This window comes from Streptomyces sp. TOM-9 (assembly GCF_056858595.1).
On sequence record NZ_JBXEQB010000001.1, the window covers coordinates 1379981 to 1397058 of the forward strand.

Annotated in this window: 14 protein-coding genes; 6 read left to right on the forward strand and 8 right to left on the reverse strand. The window is 69.9% G+C overall.

What is annotated here, in order from left to right; genetic code table 11:
- Window positions 1-30: 30 nt before the first annotated feature.
- Together AC1VWI_RS06515 and AC1VWI_RS06520 are read right to left on the reverse strand one after the other, a co-directional pair.
- Complete coding sequence (locus AC1VWI_RS06515) at window positions 31-774, reverse strand: SOS response-associated peptidase (RefSeq protein ID WP_499509973.1); 744 nt, start codon at window positions 772-774, stop codon at window positions 31-33.
- 103 nt (window positions 775-877) lie between these two features.
- The gene (locus AC1VWI_RS06520) at window positions 878-1741 is read right to left on the reverse strand and encodes a helix-turn-helix transcriptional regulator (protein WP_499509974.1); all 864 of its coding nucleotides are present in this window, start codon (window positions 1739-1741) and stop codon (window positions 878-880) included.
- Window positions 1742-1930: 189 nt separating this feature from the next.
- Here AC1VWI_RS06520 and AC1VWI_RS06525 point away from each other — a divergent pair, with 189 nt between their 5' ends.
- Complete coding sequence (locus tag AC1VWI_RS06525; RefSeq protein WP_499509975.1) at window positions 1931-2692, forward strand: SDR family oxidoreductase; 762 nt, start codon at window positions 1931-1933, stop codon at window positions 2690-2692.
- 105 nt (window positions 2693-2797) lie between these two features.
- Here AC1VWI_RS06525 and AC1VWI_RS06530 read toward each other — a convergent pair whose 3' ends face one another.
- Complete coding sequence (locus AC1VWI_RS06530) at window positions 2798-3217, reverse strand: SRPBCC family protein (protein WP_499509976.1); 420 nt, start codon at window positions 3215-3217, stop codon at window positions 2798-2800.
- Window positions 3218-3263: 46 nt separating this feature from the next.
- On the reverse strand, window positions 3264-4277 hold the full coding sequence (locus AC1VWI_RS06535) for an aldo/keto reductase (RefSeq protein ID WP_499509977.1): 1014 nt from the start codon (window positions 4275-4277) through the stop codon (window positions 3264-3266).
- A 749-nt stretch (window positions 4278-5026) separates the two neighbouring features.
- On the opposite strand from AC1VWI_RS06535, the gene AC1VWI_RS06540 reads away from it, so the two are divergent.
- Both AC1VWI_RS06540 and AC1VWI_RS06545 read left to right on the forward strand, forming a co-directional pair.
- Window positions 5027-6235 carry a S8 family peptidase gene (locus AC1VWI_RS06540; RefSeq protein WP_499509978.1) on the forward strand — a complete coding sequence of 403 codons (1209 nt, stop codon included), beginning with the start codon at window positions 5027-5029 and terminating at the stop codon, window positions 6233-6235.
- A 350-nt stretch (window positions 6236-6585) separates the two neighbouring features.
- Window positions 6586-9825, forward strand: coding sequence for a family 78 glycoside hydrolase catalytic domain (locus tag AC1VWI_RS06545; RefSeq protein ID WP_499509979.1), 3240 nt, complete (start codon window positions 6586-6588; stop codon window positions 9823-9825).
- Between the two features lie 195 nt (window positions 9826-10020).
- Here AC1VWI_RS06545 and AC1VWI_RS06550 read toward each other — a convergent pair whose 3' ends face one another.
- Window positions 10021-11067, reverse strand: a complete 1047-nt coding sequence (locus AC1VWI_RS06550) for an aldo/keto reductase (protein WP_499509980.1) — start codon at window positions 11065-11067, stop codon at window positions 10021-10023.
- Between the two features lie 119 nt (window positions 11068-11186).
- On the opposite strand from AC1VWI_RS06550, the gene AC1VWI_RS06555 reads away from it, so the two are divergent.
- Window positions 11187-11738 carry a TetR/AcrR family transcriptional regulator gene (locus tag AC1VWI_RS06555; RefSeq protein ID WP_499509981.1) on the forward strand — a complete coding sequence of 184 codons (552 nt, stop codon included), beginning with the start codon at window positions 11187-11189 and terminating at the stop codon, window positions 11736-11738.
- A gap of 93 nt (window positions 11739-11831) precedes the next feature.
- On the opposite strand, the gene AC1VWI_RS06560 is transcribed toward AC1VWI_RS06555, so the two are convergent.
- On the reverse strand, window positions 11832-12632 hold the full coding sequence (locus AC1VWI_RS06560) for an SDR family NAD(P)-dependent oxidoreductase (protein WP_499509982.1): 801 nt from the start codon (window positions 12630-12632) through the stop codon (window positions 11832-11834).
- Window positions 12633-12719: 87 nt separating this feature from the next.
- On the opposite strand from AC1VWI_RS06560, the gene AC1VWI_RS06565 reads away from it, so the two are divergent.
- Window positions 12720-13571: a helix-turn-helix transcriptional regulator gene (locus tag AC1VWI_RS06565; RefSeq protein WP_499509983.1), complete on the forward strand. Its 852-nt coding sequence runs from the start codon at window positions 12720-12722 to the stop codon at window positions 13569-13571.
- Between the two features lie 236 nt (window positions 13572-13807).
- On the opposite strand, the gene AC1VWI_RS06570 is transcribed toward AC1VWI_RS06565, so the two are convergent.
- A complete protein-coding gene (locus tag AC1VWI_RS06570) occupies window positions 13808-14581 on the reverse strand; it encodes an SDR family NAD(P)-dependent oxidoreductase (protein WP_499509984.1) in 774 nt (257 codons plus the stop codon).
- Window positions 14582-14917: 336 nt separating this feature from the next.
- Between AC1VWI_RS06570 and AC1VWI_RS06575 the strand changes: the two genes are divergently transcribed.
- Window positions 14918-15823 (forward strand): RNA polymerase sigma-70 factor, encoded by a 906-nt coding sequence (locus AC1VWI_RS06575; protein ID WP_499509985.1) that lies wholly within the window; start codon window positions 14918-14920, stop codon window positions 15821-15823.
- Between the two features lie 170 nt (window positions 15824-15993).
- Here the strand turns inward: AC1VWI_RS06575 and AC1VWI_RS06580 are convergent, their stop codons facing one another.
- Complete coding sequence (locus AC1VWI_RS06580; protein ID WP_499509986.1) at window positions 15994-16746, reverse strand: aspartyl/asparaginyl beta-hydroxylase domain-containing protein; 753 nt, start codon at window positions 16744-16746, stop codon at window positions 15994-15996.
- Between the last annotated feature and the right edge of the window lie 332 nt (window positions 16747-17078).

Sequence of the window (17078 nt, forward strand, 5' to 3'; positions counted from 1 at the left end):
CGATCACAGCCATTCGCTGCCGGGGGGGGATCAGCCTTCGAACTCGGCGGCGTCCAAGAGGTGCGGCCCGTTGTTCCGGACGCTGTTGACCTTCAGCGACACGGGCCTGACCGCCAGGTGGCCATCGGCGGGCGCAGTCAGCAGGGCGCGGAGTTCGTCGGGGTCCTGGTGCTCGGGGTCGAGCCAAGCGTCGTAGTCTGCGGCCGCGATGGTCAACGGCATCCGAGGGTGGACCCGGCCGGCGGCGTCGGTCGCCTCGGTGGTGATGATCGTGCACGTGGCCAGCCAGGCGCCCGGGGCGTCGTCACCGACGACCGCCTTGTTCCGCCACCACTCGTACAGGCCCGCGAAGGCCATGCCCTGGTCGCTGCCCTCCGGGCTGACGAAGTAGGGCTGCTTGTGCGCCTTCCTGTCCTCGGTGGACGGGACGGGTACCCACTCGTAGTAGCCGTCGGCCGGCAGCAGGCAACGGCGCTTGGTGAAGGCGCGGCGGTAGGCGGGCTTCTCGTGGACCGTCTCCATCCGCGCGTTGATCATCTTGGAACCGATCACCGGGTCCTTCGCCCAGGACGGGACCAGCCCCCACCGCAGCGGCCGCAGCTGCCGCTCCAGCGCCCCGGTCTCCCGGTCGACGCCCTCGAAGACACTCCACACCTGGTTGGTCGGGGCGACGTTCCAGTTCGGCGCCACGAGGGCTTCGGGGTTCCATTCGGTGACCCGGAACTGCTTCACCAGGTCCTCGGGGCGTCGGGTGGAGACGTAGCGGCCGCACATGCCGACCAGCCTGCCACGCTTCCCTGGGATCCCTGCGCGAACCCTGGATGTCGGGGCGCGCGTCAGGTGGCGACGCCAGCGCGGCGCGTGGAGGTCAGGGGGCCTATGGGTGCGGGCTGTCCGTCGGCCTGTCGGGTGCCGTGCCGGCTGAATCGGCGCGTGAGAGTGCGGCAAGGAGCTGCAGTTTCCCGTCGCTGTCGTCGCCCTTGTCGGGGTAGTAGACGACGAGGATGACATCGCCGATCGCGAGTTTGTCGCGGTGGAGGCGTAGTTCACCGACGACGGGGTGGTTCACCGTGGTCGTGCCTCCGTCCAGAGTGCGGACGTCGTGCCGGGCCCACAGGGTGCGGAACCGCTGGCTGGACAGTGCGAGCTCGCCGACGAGCTCGACGAACCGGGGGTCGTCGGTGTCGTCCCCGATGGTGGTGCGAAGGGCGGCGACGAAATCGGCGGTGGCTTTCGTCCAGTCCTGCTGGAAGGCTCGTTCCTCGGGATCGAGGAGAAGCGAACGAAGCCGGTTCTGGCCGGGCTGCAGGCGGGGGGAGAGCGCGACGGCCATGGGGTTGGAAGCCAGGACATCGAACGCGCGCCCTTCGACGAACGCGGGGATCTGCAGGTGGGCGAGCAGCTCGTGCACCCGCGCCGGCACGTGCTCGGGCCGCCTGCGGCGCAGCGCCCTGGGGCGTGCCGCCGCGAGGCCGAGCAGATACGTCCGCTCGATGTCGTCGAGCTGCAGGACGCGTGCCAGCGATTCCAGGACCTGCGGCGAAGGGTTCTTGTCGCGGCCCCGTTCCAGACGCAGGTAGTAGTCCGGGCTGATTCCGGCGAGCAGGGCGACTTCCTCACGGCGCAGGCCCGGGACGCGGCGGTTTCCGCCGGGCGGGAGCCCCGCCTGTGCCGGGGAGACCAGCTCGCGCCGGGCCCGGAGGTAGCTGCCGAGCCGGTTGCCGGATCCCTCGTCCTTCATGTCGACACCGTAATGCGGTGCGCGTGTCTGAGAGGGGGCCCTGGCAGGACCAGGGAAGAAGGGGGCCCTGCCTCACTCAGCGGATGCCGTCGAGACTTCGGTAGCGCTGCTTCGAAAGGGACAGCGGACATCACTGTCTGCGCCGCGGCCTTGAACGCCGTTGGCGCCCTGCACCGAAGGGAAGATCTCGTGGATCTCTCCAATCGCACCGTTCTCATCGTCGGCGGGACCTCGGGAATCGGCCGAGAGCTGGCCCGCCGGTTTGCGGCGGCGGGCAGCACCGTGGCCGTCGGCGGGCGCAGCCCGCAGGCGCTCTCCGACCTCGCCGCGGAAGGCTTCGCCACGTTCGTCATCGACGTCACCGACAGTTCCTCCGTCACGGCTGCCCGTGACGCCGTGCTGGCCCGGCACCCCGAGCTGGACACCGTGGTGACGATGTCGGGCGTCATGCTCCTGGAGGATCTGCGCGACCCCGCGCACTTCGAGGCGACGGAGACGACGATCGACACCAACCTGCTCGGCACCATCCGGGTCATCGACGCCTTCACCCCGCACCTGGTCCGGCGGGGCGCCGGCACCTTCGTCACGGTCACCTCCGGCATCGCCTTCCTGCCGTTCCCGCCCATGCCCAGCTACGCCGCGTCGAAGGCCGCGGTGCACGCCTACTCCGAGGCACTGCGCGCGCAGCTCGACGGCACAGGTGTCGGCGTCGTGGAACTCGTTCCCCCGGCCGTCGCCACTGCGGGCCAGGAGAAGGTGAACCCGCACGCGCTGCCGCTCCACGACTTCGCCACCGAGGTCATGCAGCTGCTCTCCGAGGAGCCCACCCCCCACGAAGTCCTCGTGAAGGGCGTCCTCATGCACCGCTGGGCCGAGCGCGACGGCACCTACGACGGCCTCGTCGCACAGCGCTCCCGGGCCCTGACCATGCTCCCCGGCCGCCAAGACTGACGCCCTTCCTGTGAACTGTCGCCTTCATGACAGTCGTGCGGACAGGGCGCCGAAGGATCGGGCCTCATCGAGGGCATCGTGCCCTCAGCGCTCGGAACGGCGCTCCTAGCCACCGAGTGTCTTGACCAAAGCGTCCAGGCCGTCACGGTAGATGCCCGTGAAGAGGTCGACGACCTCTTCGTCCGTGGCCCCGCTCGGAACGAAGCGGCCGGACCACTGGACTTCGGCGGCGTTCTCGTTGCCGCTGATCTCGTAGACCCGCAGGGTCGACAGGTAGTCGACGACCGGGAAGGGCGCCTGCAGGATGTGGTAGCTGTAGTACCGCTGCTCCTCGTCGAACGCCATCAGCCGCTCCACGATGGGGTCACCCTCGGGGTTCTTCAGGTGCCGCACACGACCACCTTCCGAGAAGGTGCTTTCGGGGATGTACGGCAGCCAGTCGGGCAGCGATCCGAACCCGCCGATCACTTCCCAAACGCGTGCGGGAGAGGCCGGGACGACCCTGCTCACCGATGTGGATGCCATGTCGCTCCTCCAGGACTCGTTGGACGGCTGTTGACGGCGATGCGACCTACGCGCCGCCCGGCAGGGGCGCCATGGGACTGACCAGGCCGGAGGCACGCAGATCGGTCCAGAACTCGGCGGGCACCTTCTCGTTGAGCGCGGCATGGTCTTCGACGGTGTGGGCGGGCTGGGTCGCGCCCGGGATCACCGCGTCGGCGACCGGGTGCGCCAGCGAGAAGTGCAGGGCGGCGGCCTTGATGGTCACGCCGTGCCTGTTGGTGAGTTCCTTCAGCCGCTCGACCTTGGCCACGATCTCGGGCGGGGCAGTGACGTACTCGAAGTGGGTGCCGCCGGCGAGGATGCCGGAGCTGTAGGGACCTCCTACGACCATGCCGACGCCTTGCTCCTCTGCCATGGGCAGCAGTCGCTGCAAGGCGTGCGCATGGTCGAGCAGGGAGTAGCGACCGGCCAGCAGGAACCCATCCGGTTGTGGCTCTTCGAGCGCGAGAGTGATTTCGATGGGCTCGGTGCGGTTGACCCCGAGTCCCCAAGCCTTGATGACACCCTCGTCGCGCAATTTGGTAAGGACGCGGAAGGCGCCCGTGCGGGCCTCTTCGATTTTCTGCAGCCATACGTCGCCGTGGAAGTCCTGGGCGATGTCGTGCACCCATACGATGTCCAGGCGGTCGGTTTGCAGGCGCTTCAGGCTGTCTTCGATCGAGCGCTTCGTGGCGTCGGCCGTCCACACGTGAAGCATCTTGTTCGGACGCCCGTAGGCAAAGAGATTGCCCTTCTCGCCAAGATCACGTGCAGAAGGGTCCTCCTCCTCGTCCAGGATGACACGGCCGACCTTCGTGCTGAGCACATAATTGTCACGTGGACGACCGGAAAGCGCTTTCCCAAGACGTATCTCCGACAGTCCGGAACCATAGAAGGGCGCGGTGTCGAAGTAGCGTGTTCCCTGTTCCCAGGCAGCGTCGACAGTTGCCATGGCCTCTTCCTCGGGAACGGAGCGGAACATGTTTCCGAGCGGCGCACTACCAAACCCTATGTGCGCCGGGAGGATCTGATCGAGTTTCACAGAATATCCTTCCTTGAGGATGCCGAAATATGCCCCTGGTATGCGATCGGCGCGCCAAGGAGAATCCGAGGAATTCAGCCGGGAAGGTCAGGGGAAAATCGTTGGTACGAAACCGCCGCCCACGCTTGGTGGCGCACCGGTTGTAGCCGAAGCCTGATCGGACGCGACGTGCGCGACAAGACTCGCTGTCTCCGCGGGGCGTATCAGGCGCTTGAGCAGGAAGGTTGAGGCCCGCCCGACGGATGAGCTGCTCATTCCGATACGGGCGGCCTTCGCGTCGGCGATCCAAGATCTACCAACCGTCCGCCGCACACTGTGCTTGACTTATCGATCGTAGGTACGGATGCACCGGAAGTGCATCTCGGCGGCTGGACCTGCTGAGCCCCACCTTCTGCGTCCGACGGGAGCCGACAGGGGACGGCAGCGGTACAGGGTGCGAAGGCGGTTCGCCCCTTCCACGGCTACCGCCGGCACCTCGTCGAACACGCCGCAACCCTCGGCACCGAGGTGCGCACCGTCCGCCGCGACCACGGCGCACTTCGTCCTGGATCATCGCGAAAGCCCCGCTTTCGTATTGCTGCAGGACTGCATGAGAATGGCACCCCATGTCTTGTTCATGACAGATCTCGGGAACTCTTGTTCCGCTGCCCGGCGGGGGCTCAAGGTCGCTCCGTGGCACCGCCCCGCGTGCCGCTTCCGGTTCAGCACGCGCCCCCCGGCACGTGCCTGGTCGAGGAGGACCCATACCGATGTCAGCAGTGCGCAGCATGAAGCAGCGGATCGCCGTGGCGATCGCGACGAGCCTCGCCGTGGCATCCGCCGCCGCCTTCGCGGCGGTTCCCGCCCAGGCCGCGCCGGCCGAGGGCGTCGTGCTGGCCGCCAACTCCGCCGAGGCCGTGCCCGGCAGCTACCTCGTCACCCTGAAGCCGGGCGCCGGTCTCACCGCGACCGGATTACCGGGCAAGGCACTGATCTCCAAGTACGGCGGCAAGGTCAAGCGAACCTTCACCTCCACCCTCGACGGCTATTCCGTGACGCTCAGCGGCACCCAGGCCCGGCGGCTGGCCGCCGACCCGCAGGTCGCCTCCGTCGAACAGGACCAGGTGGTCCACGCCCTCGGCACCCAGACCAGCGCCCCCTGGGGCCTGGACCGCATCGACCAGGCGAACCTGCCGCTGAGCGGCACCTACACCTACCCCGACCACGGCGGGAACGGCGCGACCGTCTACGTCCTGGACACCGGCGTACGCATCACCCACCAGGACGTCGCCGGCAGGGCCTCCTACGGCTGGGACTTCGTCGACAACGACGCCACCGCCCAGGACGGTCACGGCCACGGCACGTTCGTCGCCACGGTCGCCGCCGGCACCACCTACGGCGTGGCCAAGAAGGCGAAGGTCGTCGCGGTCCGGGTCCTCGGCAACGACGGCTCCGGCACCACCGCCGGCGTCATCGCGGGCGTGGAGTGGATCACCGCCAACCACGTCGCCAACTCCGTCGCGAACGTCTCCCTCGGCGGCGGCGCCAGCACCACGCTGGACAACGCCGTGCGGAACTCGATCACCTCCGGCGTGACCTACTCCATCGCCGCGGGCAACTCCGGGGCCCCCGCCTCCGGCTACTCCCCCGCCCGGGTGAGCACCGCGATCACCGTCGGCGCGACCACCCGCACCGACGCACGGGCGAGCTACTCCAACTACGGCCCGGTCGTGGACCTCTTCGCCCCCGGCTCGGGCGTCACCGCCGGCTGGAACGACTCCGACAGCGCCACCTACACGGGCAACGGCACGTCCTTCGCCGCTCCCCACGTCTCCGGTGCTGCCGCCGCGTACCTGACCGCACACCCCGGTTCCTCCCCCGCGACGGTCGCCTCGGTGCTCGTGAACGGTGCGACCAACGGCGCCCTGAGCGGCATCGGCTCCGGCTCGCCCAACAAGCTCCTCAAGCTCGTCCCGTAGGACACCCGCCGGGCACACCGCGGCCCCCGCCGGATCCCGGCACACACACGCCCCGCGCTCACCGACCCGAGCGCGGGGCGTACCCATGAGCACCCCGGCAGGGCGGGAACCCACACCGCACAGAGCGAAAGTCACCTGGACGCAGGTCACCCCGACGACCGCGCCAGGTCACGCCACGACGGCAACGCGCCCTCATCCGCCGCGAGGCGGACCTGCGCCCCGGCGGCCGCCGACGACACCTTGTCTCCCTCCTGACAGCTGTGGTTGAGTAACACGCGAAACAACTGAAACGATTCATTGCCGGCTTGCGTGCGCGCCGCATGCCGAAGGTGTCATCGATGGGAGCAAGCGTGAGGAAGCGAAGAATCGCTGCCGGGCTGGTGCTGTCACTCGCGGCGGCGTGGGGGCTGGAAGCGGCGCCCGGCGCGGCGGGCGCGCCCGTCCCGGAGGTCCAACAGGGCTCGGCCGCAGGCGGGTCGGCGCTCGCGGTGAGCGGGCTGGAGGTCGAGCACCAGGTCCAGCCCCTGGGTGTCGACGTCCCCCGGCCGGGGCTGAGCTGGCACGTGGCACCGGGCCGTGGCGCAGCCGGTCGCACCGCCGCCGAGCAAGTGGCCTACGAGGTCGAGGTGTCCACGTCCCGCGGCGGCCGGGCGAACGTCTGGGACAGCGGGCGCGTGCGCTCCTCCCGGTCCTTCGACGTGGCGTACGACGGCCCCGCTCTCGCGTCGCGTTCGGGCTACTACTGGCGCGTACGGGTCTGGGACGGGTCCGGAAAGGCGTCGCCGTGGAGTGGTGAGGCGCGATTCGAGACGGCCTTCGTCAACCCCGGTGACTTCCGCGGGGCCTGGATCGGGGCCCACGACAAGGCGCCCTCGCTGCGGCTCGACGACGCGAGCTGGATCTGGTACCCCGAGGGCGACCCGGCCGACTCGGCTCCCGCCGGGACGCGCTACATGCGCCGGAGCTTCGACGTGCCCGCCGACGCGCAGATCACCTCGGCGGAGCTGCAGCTCACCGCAGACGACCGCTTCTCGCTGTACGTCAACGGCACGGAGGTGGCGAGCTCTCCACGCGTCGCGGACTCCTGGAGGACGGCGAGCGTCATCGACATCGCCCCCTACCTGCACTCGGGCACCAATGTGCTGGCGGTCGAGGCGACGAACACCAATCAGGGGCCGGCGGGCGTGCTCGGAAGCCTGCACTTGCAGGGGGCGGGTTCGCCCGCCGACATCGTCACCGACAGCGGCTGGAAGGCCTCGTCCTCCGCGGACGACGGGTGGGAGCAGCCCGGGTACGACGACGCGGCGTGGCCGAACGCGCGCGTGGCCGCACGCTACGGCTCGGGCCCCTGGGGCCGGTCGGTGTCGGCGCCGCCGCCGCCCGAGACGCTGCTGCGCGACGAGTTCACGGCGAAGAAGCACGTGGCGTCGGCGCGCGCCCACGTCGCGGGCCTGGGCTACAACAAGCTCTACCTGAACGGCCGGCGCATCGGCGACCGGGAACTCGAGCCTGGGTTCACGGTGTACGACAAGACCGTCCTGTACTCGACCTATGACGTCACCGACGCCCTGCGCACCGGTGGCAACGCCATCGGGGTCAGCCTCGGGCGCGGCTTCTACGCGATGACCGACCCGGACGAGTGGAAGGCGTCGTCCTGGTGGGGCGAGCCGAAGCTCAAGCTGGAGCTGGACATCACCTACACCGACGGCACGCACCAGCAGGTGGTCAGTGACGACTCGTGGAAGGTGTCCGACGGGCCGACGACCACCCAGTCGCTCTGGTTCGGGGAGGCCTACGACGCCCGCGTGGAGCAGTCCGGTTGGGACCGTCCGGGCTTCGAGGACGGCACCTGGCGCCGTGCGCTGACGGTCGACGGCCCGAAGGGCACGCTCCGCTCGGAGAGCTTCCCGCCCGTCAAGGTGACCGACCACCTCAAGGCCGAGCACACCAGCGCCCCGGCCGACGGCACGCACGTCTACGACTACGGCAGCCCCACCGCCGGCTGGGCGCGCATCGGGGTCCAGGGACCTGCCGGGGCCACGGTCACCGTCACCTACGGCGAGAAGCTGCGCGCCGACGGCACCGTCGACAACACCGGCGCCTTCGGACTGGGCCTGCAGAAATACTCGTACACCCTGAAGGGCGAAGGGGTGGAGCACTACCAGCCGAGCTACAGCTACGCCGGTTTCCGCTACGCCCAGGTCGTCGTCCCCCAGGGGGTCGCCCTCCGGTCGGTCGACGGGATGAGGGTGCACACGGCGGTGGCGTCCACCGGCGACTTCACCAGCTCCAGTGACCTGCTGAACCGCTACCAGGACGCGCAGGCCGACACGATCCTCAACAACCTGCACTCGATCCCGACCGACACGCCCATGTACGAGAAGCGGCCCTACACGGCCGACGGCTTCCTGTACGCCGACTCGGCGATGGCGAACTACGACATGCAGAACTTCTACGACAGCTGGCTGCGCTCACACCGCGACGACCAGAACGACGACGGGTCCATCGGGCCCACGGTGCCCACCACCGAGTCGGGCAAGCAGGTCAAGGATCCCATCTGGTCCGCCAGTTTCATCCTCGGTGCCTGGGACCTGTACTGGTACTACGGCGACACCAAGGCGGTCGCCGACAACTACGACGGCATGAAGGCCTGGCTGGAGCACTACGAGCACGAGATCGCCGGCACCGGCGGCATCTACACCGGCTTCAGCTACGGCGACTGGCTCTCCCCGGAGGGCGCCAACGCGCCGGAGGGCACCCGGCTGTCCGGAACCGCGTACATCTACCTCACCGCGACGCGGCTGGCGACGATGGCGAAGGCGCTGGGCCACGACACGGACGCCCGTCACTTCCGCGACTTCGCCGCGCAGGTCAAGGACACCTTCAACGCCACGTTCTACGACCAGGACGAGGAGGCCTACTACGACAACAAGGCCGCGGGCTACCGGCAGACGTCGAACCTGCTGCCGCTGAGCTTCGGCCTGGTGCCCGGGGAACACCGCCAGGCCGTGGTCGACAACCTCGTCGAGGACATCCACGCCCGCGGCGACCACCTCGATACCGGCGCGCTCGGCACCAAGGCGCTCCTTCCGGTCCTCACCGACGCCGGGCATGCCGACCTGGCCTACACGGTGGCGACCAACCCGACCTACCCCGGCTGGGGTTACTGGTTCGAGGGCCTGGGGGCCACGACGATGTGGGAGGAGTGGAACGCGAACTCGCGTTCGCACGACCACGCCTTCATGGGCACGGTGGACGACTGGCTCTACCAGGGCGTGGCCGGCATCTCACCCGCGGCGCCCGGCTACACGAAGGTGACGATCCGCCCCCATGCCGTAGGGGACCTGACCCACGCCTCCGCCCACGTCGAGTCGCCTCTCGGCCGGATCGCCTCGTCGTGGACCCGGACGCACGGACGCTTCACGCTGCGCGTCGACGTGCCGGTGGGGTCGACCGCCGAGATCCTCGTACCGGTGAGCGGCCGGCAGAAGGTGCACGCACCCGCAGCCGCGGCGGCCGGCGAACGCAGCGGCGGCACTGCCCGCTTCACCGTCGGCCCGGGGACCCACCTGTTCCGCGTCACGGGGTAGGTGCGATGTCCCGGGTCGTCGGTGACACGCGCGCCGGATGACGGAGGAGGCGAGGGCCGTCCCGGTTCGGTGGGGATGGCCGCATCCACCGCCGGCCGGTGAGGTCCTCGCCGCGCCCCGCGCTCGCAAACCCGAGCGCGGGGCGCAACCGCGGGCACTCCAGCCCGGCGGGAACCCCCGCGGCCAGGCGCGGCATCAGACGTTGGCGTAGCCGGGGATGCCGGCTTTGATGCGCTCGAGTTCGCGTACGTCGGAGATGCCCTGGAGGTCGTGGCGGGGGGTGTAGGGGGCTTCCAGGCGGCGGGCTTCCTCGTCGGTGATGTCGAGGTCGAGGGAGGCGACGGCGTCGTCGATCTGCCGGATGGTGCGGGCGCCGACGACGGGGGCCGCGACGACGGGATTGCGGCGCAGCCAGGCGAGGGCGATCTGTGCGCGGGTGCGGCCTCGGGCGGCGGCGATGGCGCCGACCTCGTCGATGATCTGCCGGTCGCTTTCGGCGTTGCCGTAGAGCGTGTCGGCGTAGGCGCCGTCGGTCGCGGCGCGCTCGCCGGTGTTGGCCTGGTCGAAGGGGCGGGCGAGGCGGCCGCGGGCCAGGGGGCTCCAGATCATGGTGGCGACGCCCTCGTCGGCACAGAGCGGGAGCATTTCGCGTTCCTCCTCGCGGGCGAGCAGGTTGTAGTGGTCCTGCAGGGTGACGAACCGCGCCCAGCCGTGACGTTCCTGGAGGTGGAGGGCCTTGGCGAACTGCCAGGCGTGCATGGAGGACGCGCCGAGGTAGCGGGCCTTGCCGGACTTCACGACGTCGTGCAGCGCCTCCAGCGTCTCCTCCAGCGGGGTGTCGTTGTCGAGGCGGTGGATCATGAAGACGTCGACGTGGTCGGTGCCCAGGCGACGGAGGCTGTGTTCGATCTCGCTCATGATCGCCTTGCGGGACAGGCCGCCGCCGTTGGGGCTGCCGGGGCGCATGACGTGGCGGACCTTGGTGGTGATGACGACGTCGTCGCGGTTCGCGTAGTCCTTCAGCGCGCGGCCGAGGATCTCCTCGCTGGAGCCGTAGGAGTACAGGTTGGCGGTGTCGAAGAAGTTGATGCCCGCTTCCAGGGCGTGCTTGATCAGGGGCCGGCCGGCCTCTTCGTCCAGGGACCAGACGGGGTGGCCGCGGTCGGGTTCGCCGTAGGTCATGGCGCCGATGGCAACCGGGGAGACGTCCAGGCCGGTGCGGCCGAGTTTGATGTAGCGCACGAGGGGGCTCCTACAATGGAGGGCGAGATTAAGCGGAGAGCTCTCCGCTTGACCTCGGTCACGCTAACGGAGAACTCTCCGTTTCGCAACGGACGGCTGTCCGCAACGCTGGAGGACCCATGCCCGACGCCGCACGGCAGCGCTCCGACGCGCTGAAGAACCGGGAAGCGATCCTCCAGGTCGCCCATGACGCGCTCGCCGAATCCCCGGACGCCTCGCTCAACTCGATCGCCAAACGCGCGGGCGTCGGCCCCGGCACGCTCTACCGGCACTTCCCCACCCGGGAGGCGCTGATCCTGGAGGTCCACCGTCGCGACGTCGACCGCCTGGTGGACTCGGTGCCGGGCATTCTCGCCGCCCGTGCCCCACTGGACGCGCTGAGGCACTGGTTCACCACCCTCGCCGCCTACGTACGCATCAAGCACGGCCTCGGAGAGGCACTGCACTCCGCCGCCGCGCAGGAGGTCGTCAGCGCCTCGTGGCCCCCGGTCACCGCGGCCGTGGGCCGGCTCCTCGACGCATGCGAACGGGCAGGCGAGGTACGCCCCGGCATCGACCCCGTCGACGTCATCATGCTCATGAGCTGCCTGTGGCGTACCCCCGACACCCCCGAAGGCGCCGCCCAGGCCACCCGCCTGCTGGAACTGGCGATCGACGGCTTCCGGCCGTAGCGCGGTTCCGTTCACCGAGGGACTCGGTGGCGGCCGGGAGGGGAGGCAACCCCCGGAGCGGCCCGCGACCGGTCCTTCAGCCGCGTCCCGGGCTCATGCCTGTATGCCGCCGTCGACCGGGAGCACGGTCCCGGTGACGTAGGAGGCGCGGTCGCTCAGGAGCCAGGCGGCGGCCTGGGCGATCTCGTCGGGGTCGGCCGCACGGCGCAGCGGGGTGCGCGCGTTGAGCTGGTCGACGACGCCGGGTGCGCGGTCGTTCCACTCACGGATCATCTCGGTCAGTGTGGTCCCGGGGGCGATGGCGTTGACGCGGATGCCCTCCGGGCCGTAGGTGACGGCGGCCGACTCGGTGAGGCTGTTGACCGCGCGCTTCATCGCACCGTAGGCGGGCAGTGTGGGATTGCCCCTCAGACTGCCGACGGACGAGTTGTTGACGATCGCCCCCGTGCCGGCGGTGGCCCGGATCGCGGCGACCTCGGCGGACACGGCCAGCCACGGACCCTTGAGGTTCACGGCGTAGACGTGGTCGAAATCCGCCTCGGGGACTTGGTCCAGCGGGGCCGGCGGCACGCTGGTCGCCGCGTTGTTGAAGGCGACGTCGAGCCGGCCGTACAGGTCAACGGCACGGTCGACGGCGGCACGGACACTGGCCCCGTCGGCCAGGTCGCACACCGCGTACTCGGCGGTGCCGCCCGCCGCCCGGATTTCCTCGGTCACCGCCTTGAGCTGGTCCTCCGTACGGGCCGCGAGCAGCACCCGGGCGCCCTCCCGGGCGAACAGCCGCGCCGCGGCGGCGCCGATACCGCGACCGGCACCGGTGATGAAGGCGACTTTGCCGGCCAGCAGGCCCATGGCGGCGGGGGTGGAGGTGTCGGTGGTCTGTGCGTTGTTCATGGCATCGAGCGTGCGTCCGACCGCGGAGCCGATCCAGGCACCGGCGGTACCTGGATCGGCATGGTGGCACCGCGCACACTGGATGGCGTGGACAGACGAGAACTCGCAGGCTTCCTGCGCGGCAGGCGCGAGGGCATCACGCCTGCCGACGTGGGTCTGCCCGCCGGGCCGCGCCGCCGCACCCCGGGGCTGCGGCGCGAGGAGGTGGCGCAGCTGGCGTTCATCTCGACCGAGTACTACACCCGGCTGGAGCAGGCCCGCGGCCCGCGCCCATCCCGCGAGGTGCTCGCCGGTCTGACCCGGGCCCTGCGCCTGTCGGACGCCGAACGCGACCACCTGCACCACCTCGCCGGTGCCCCGCCCGGCCCGCCCGCCGGGCCCCCGCGTGAAGTGCGGCAGAGCATCCTCGACCTACTGCGGCGGCTGCCGCACGCCGCGGCGATCGTGCTGTCCGCGACGTACGAGGTGATCGCCTGGAACGACCTGGCGGCAGCCCTGCTGGAGGACTTCTCGGCTCTGTCCCGGCCCGAGCGCAACCTCGTACGCCGTGCCTTTCTCGCACCGCGATCGCGCGAGCGGCTGATCTACGACCCGTCCGAGGCGGAGGCGTTCGCCCACGCCGCGGCCCGGCACCTGCGTGCCACCGCCGCCCGCTACCCCGACGACCCCGAGGTGGCCACCCTGGTAGCGGACCTCCTCGCCGGCAGCGCGGAGTTCGCCCGGCTGTGGGCCGCCCACGACGTGCGCGCCGAGCCCACCCTCCGCAAGACCGTCCACCACCCGCTGATCGGCCGCATCACCGTGAACTGCGACGTCCTCGACATCACCGACCGCGACCAGCAGGTCGTGATCTACACGGCAGACCCCGGCTCGCCCGCGGAGGAGGCGCTGCGGCTCCTGTCGGTGATCGGCACGCAGCGCATGGACGTGTCCGGCTGAGCCGGACGACGGCGGCAGTCCGGTCACGACACGGTTCAGACTCCGCCGGGCCGTGCGAGTGACCGCGCGAGGCGCTGCGCCACGTCGTCCACGACATCGGGCTCGGGTCCGGTCCACCTCTCGAATCGTCCGCCGATCGCTTCCTCGACCAGCGCCTCCCCCGTGGCCGCCGGCACGCCCCAGCGTCCGAGGAACGAGGCGAGCACCCGACTGCGGTGCCGATTGAGGGACAACCCTTAGCTGAGGGCGATACCACCGTTGACCTTGATGCGTTCGCCGGTGATGAAGCCGGCGTCCGGTGTTGCGAGGAAGGCCACGGTTGCGGCGACGTCTTCCGGTCGGCCCATGCGTCCCAGTGGCACTTCGGCGGCGTATGCGGCCAGGGAATCGGGGTCTGCTCCGGCGTGCCGTTCGACCGGGATCCAACCCGGGGCGACGGTGTTCACGGTGATCCCGAACGGGCCGAGTGCTTGGGCCCAGGACTTGGTGAGGCTGTGCTGGGCGGCCTTGGCGGCCACGTAGGCCGACATCTCGGGCACCGCGCGCTCCAGCACGTCCGAGCCGATCTGGATGATCCGGCCGCCTCCGCGCTCGCGCATGGCCGGCAGCACCGCCTGCATCAGCAGTGTGGGGCTCTTGACGAAGAACACGAGCTGGGCGAGATGGTCTTGCCAGGTCACCGCTGCCGGATCCACATCGGGCTGCGGGCCGGTTGCGTTGACGACGAGAGTGGCGACCGGGCCGAGGCGGGCCGTCACGTCCGCCACGAGGTCGGTGACGGCGGCCTCGTCGGTCACGTCTGCGGCGAAGGCCCCGGCGGTGCCGCCCGCGGCGCGTACGTCCGTCACCACCCGGCGAGCGGCTTCGGCCCCCGAGCGGTACACAACGGCGACCGGGTGTCCGTCGGCCGCGAGACGTCGGGCGATCACTGCGCCGAGGCCACGCGAGGCCCCGGTGACCAGCGCGGTACCGGTGATGGCTGCACCTTCAGGCATGAATGCAGCGTACATGGACGTATGAACGTCAATGGCTCGCGGGCGCACGTTGTGACGTGGCAGACAGCAAGCATCACAACAGTGTCACGGAGGCGCCACGTCATGAGTGAGCGGCCCTCCCCGAAACGACGCCACTAGCACGCCCACATGCCCGTCTACCAGGCGCGACGCCTACCCTTCCCCACGAAACACGCCGTCCACCTCGATGATCAGACCGTGTGATAGGTTCATCCGGCATTGAGTTCAGGGGGCGGTCCGACCTGGATCCCATGGCAAGCAGGACCACACCGCTCAGCGCGCGTCCCACTGGGCCTGCCCTGAGCCGTGGTGATGCGAAATCGGAGGCCACTCATGCGTGCGGGTGATGACGCCGACTCCCTTGAGCAGGCGACGAGGGATTTCATGGCGGCGCGTCCCCGACTCTTCGGTATCGCCTACCGCGTGCTGGGCAGTGCCGCGGAGGCCGAGGACATCGTCCAGGAGACGTGGCTGCGGTGGCAGACCGTCGACCGTGGCGACGTCAAGGATCCGGCGGCGTTCCTTGCGACGATCACCAGCCGTCTCTCGATCAACTACGCCAAGTCGGCCAGGATGCGGCGCGAGTCGTACGTCGGGCCCTGGCTTCCGGAGCCGGTCGACACCAGCGCGGATCCGCACTTGGGAGCGGAACGGGCCGAGGCACTCGACATGGCGGTTCTCTTCCTGCTGGAGAAGCTGAACCCCGCGGAGCGGGCCGCCTACGTGCTGAGGGAAGCTTTCGACTATCCGTACAAGCAGGTCGCGGACATCCTGGAGACGAGCGAGGCCAATACGCGCCAGTTGGTGAGCCGTGCCCGGAAGCATCTGGCGGCGGAACGCAGGGAGCCGGTCAGTTCCACCGCACACCGGCGTCTGCTGAAGGCGTTCGTCGCGGCGGCGCGAACCGGCGATCTGGCGGCACTCGAGGAACTGCTCGCCGCGGACGTCGTCAGTTACGCCGACAGCGCGGGCACGCGCGGAGCATCCAGGATCCCGGTCGTCGGCCGGGCAGACGTCTCCAGGACTCTTGTCGCCTACTCCCCGCGCTTCTGGCCCGAGACGGAGATCCGCTGGGTGGAGGCCAACGGCAGGCCGGCTGCCCTCGTCTCGAACCGTGGCGACGCGGTGGCGCTCGTGACTGCCGATGTGTCAGAGCGAGGCATCGAACGCGTCATGTGGGTGGTGAGCCCCGCCAAGCTGGCCCCCTACGTGGCATCACTGGCCTCCACCCACCCGTAGCAGGCATGGTGTTCACCGTCTCCAACGCGGGAGGGGCGTTCCGGTCCCGCAGCCGGCGTCGCGGTTCTGCGTGGACGGGCCCCGCCGCGCCTTCGTGACCCTCTTCCCGGCCGGCCGCGTCCGGCCGGCCGGGAAGAGGGCCGGCGCGACGCGGGGGGACGCGCCCGGGATCAGCCCATCATCTTGCGGATCTCCGTCATGAGCGTGACCAGCGCGGCCCGTTCGGGCAGCGTGGTGTGCGGGTGCCAGAGGTCCACGAGGAGACACGTCCGGGTCCGCGTTCCGTGGTTCCACGCCTCGTGCTCGAAGGAGTAGTCGAACAGGAGGGCCTTGCCCTCCTGCCACTGCCGTGTCTCGCCCGCGACACGTATGCCCGCACCCTCGGGGATGTCGATGGCCAGGTGCAGGTTGATGCTGAAGTTCCACAGGTCGCAGTGGGGTGCGATGGAGGCACCGGCCAGCAGCGTCGAGAAGTGCGACTCCAGGAGTGGGCAGATGATGCCCGGCTTCACGGCGTTCTCCTCGAGCACCCGGAACGCGGTCGGCGCTATCGGTGCGGACTCCTCGACGAGAGCGCCCTCACGGTAGAGGTACAGGGCCTGCCAGTTCCGCTGGCGGACCAGGTAGTGCTCGTAGTCGGAGAAGCTCTCCCGCTGCCGCGCCCAGGCTTCCTCCTGCTCGGCCTTGATCTGCGCGTGGTTGCTCTCCAGCGCACGGACGAGCGGGAGCAGTTCGGGGTAGGCGTACGGGTCGTGCCAGGGGATCTGCGGGACGCCCGGCAGTACCCACTTCGCCGCCTGCTGGAGCGGGTGGCGCTGTTCGGTGAGGCCTCGTGGCTCCAGCATCTGCTCCACCCGGGCCAGTGAGTCGGCGCCGTGTTCCGCCTTGATGGCGGCGAAGTGCTCGTCGATCTCCGGTGTCACTGCTCTCTCCCTGGGGCTGTTCGTCACCGCGTTCGCCATGTGCGCACCCCGCCTCGAGGCGCGCACCATGCGGGAATCCTCGCGCTCGGGAAGTCGTGGGCAGCGGCGCGCCGCAAGCCCGGCTACCTCCACGTCAGTTGATAGCGCGCTTGATCCACTCATCTTCTGCATGCGTGAGGCCGGGACATGAACAGCGCCCGGGCACTCGGGAGATGGGGCATGAACGCCGGGCGGGCGGCCGTCGCGGCTGCCTTCATTCCTTCGGAAGTGCGTGACGCCCGGGATGTCCATGGCCTGGTCCGTGAACACTTCCCCAACCGCTGCGGCACGCC

Excerpts from the sequence above, each read along its gene's own strand:
- AC1VWI_RS06555 (WP_499509981.1), top strand. The coding sequence starts at position 11,187 with ATGCCCGACGCCGCACGGCAGCGCTCCGACGCGCTGAAGAACCGGGAA.
- AC1VWI_RS06520 (WP_499509974.1), bottom strand. The coding sequence starts at position 1,741 with ATGAAGGACGAGGGATCCGGCAACCGGCTCGGCAGCTACCTCCGGGCC.
- AC1VWI_RS06575 (WP_499509985.1), top strand. The coding sequence starts at position 14,918 with ATGCGTGCGGGTGATGACGCCGACTCCCTTGAGCAGGCGACGAGGGAT.
- AC1VWI_RS06560 (WP_499509982.1), bottom strand. The coding sequence starts at position 12,632 with ATGAACAACGCACAGACCACCGACACCTCCACCCCCGCCGCCATGGGC.
- AC1VWI_RS06540 (WP_499509978.1), top strand. The coding sequence starts at position 5,027 with ATGTCAGCAGTGCGCAGCATGAAGCAGCGGATCGCCGTGGCGATCGCG.
- AC1VWI_RS06515 (WP_499509973.1), bottom strand. The coding sequence starts at position 774 with ATGTGCGGCCGCTACGTCTCCACCCGACGCCCCGAGGACCTGGTGAAG.
- AC1VWI_RS06530 (WP_499509976.1), bottom strand. The coding sequence starts at position 3,217 with ATGGCATCCACATCGGTGAGCAGGGTCGTCCCGGCCTCTCCCGCACGC.
- AC1VWI_RS06570 (WP_499509984.1), bottom strand. The coding sequence starts at position 14,581 with ATGTACGCTGCATTCATGCCTGAAGGTGCAGCCATCACCGGTACCGCG.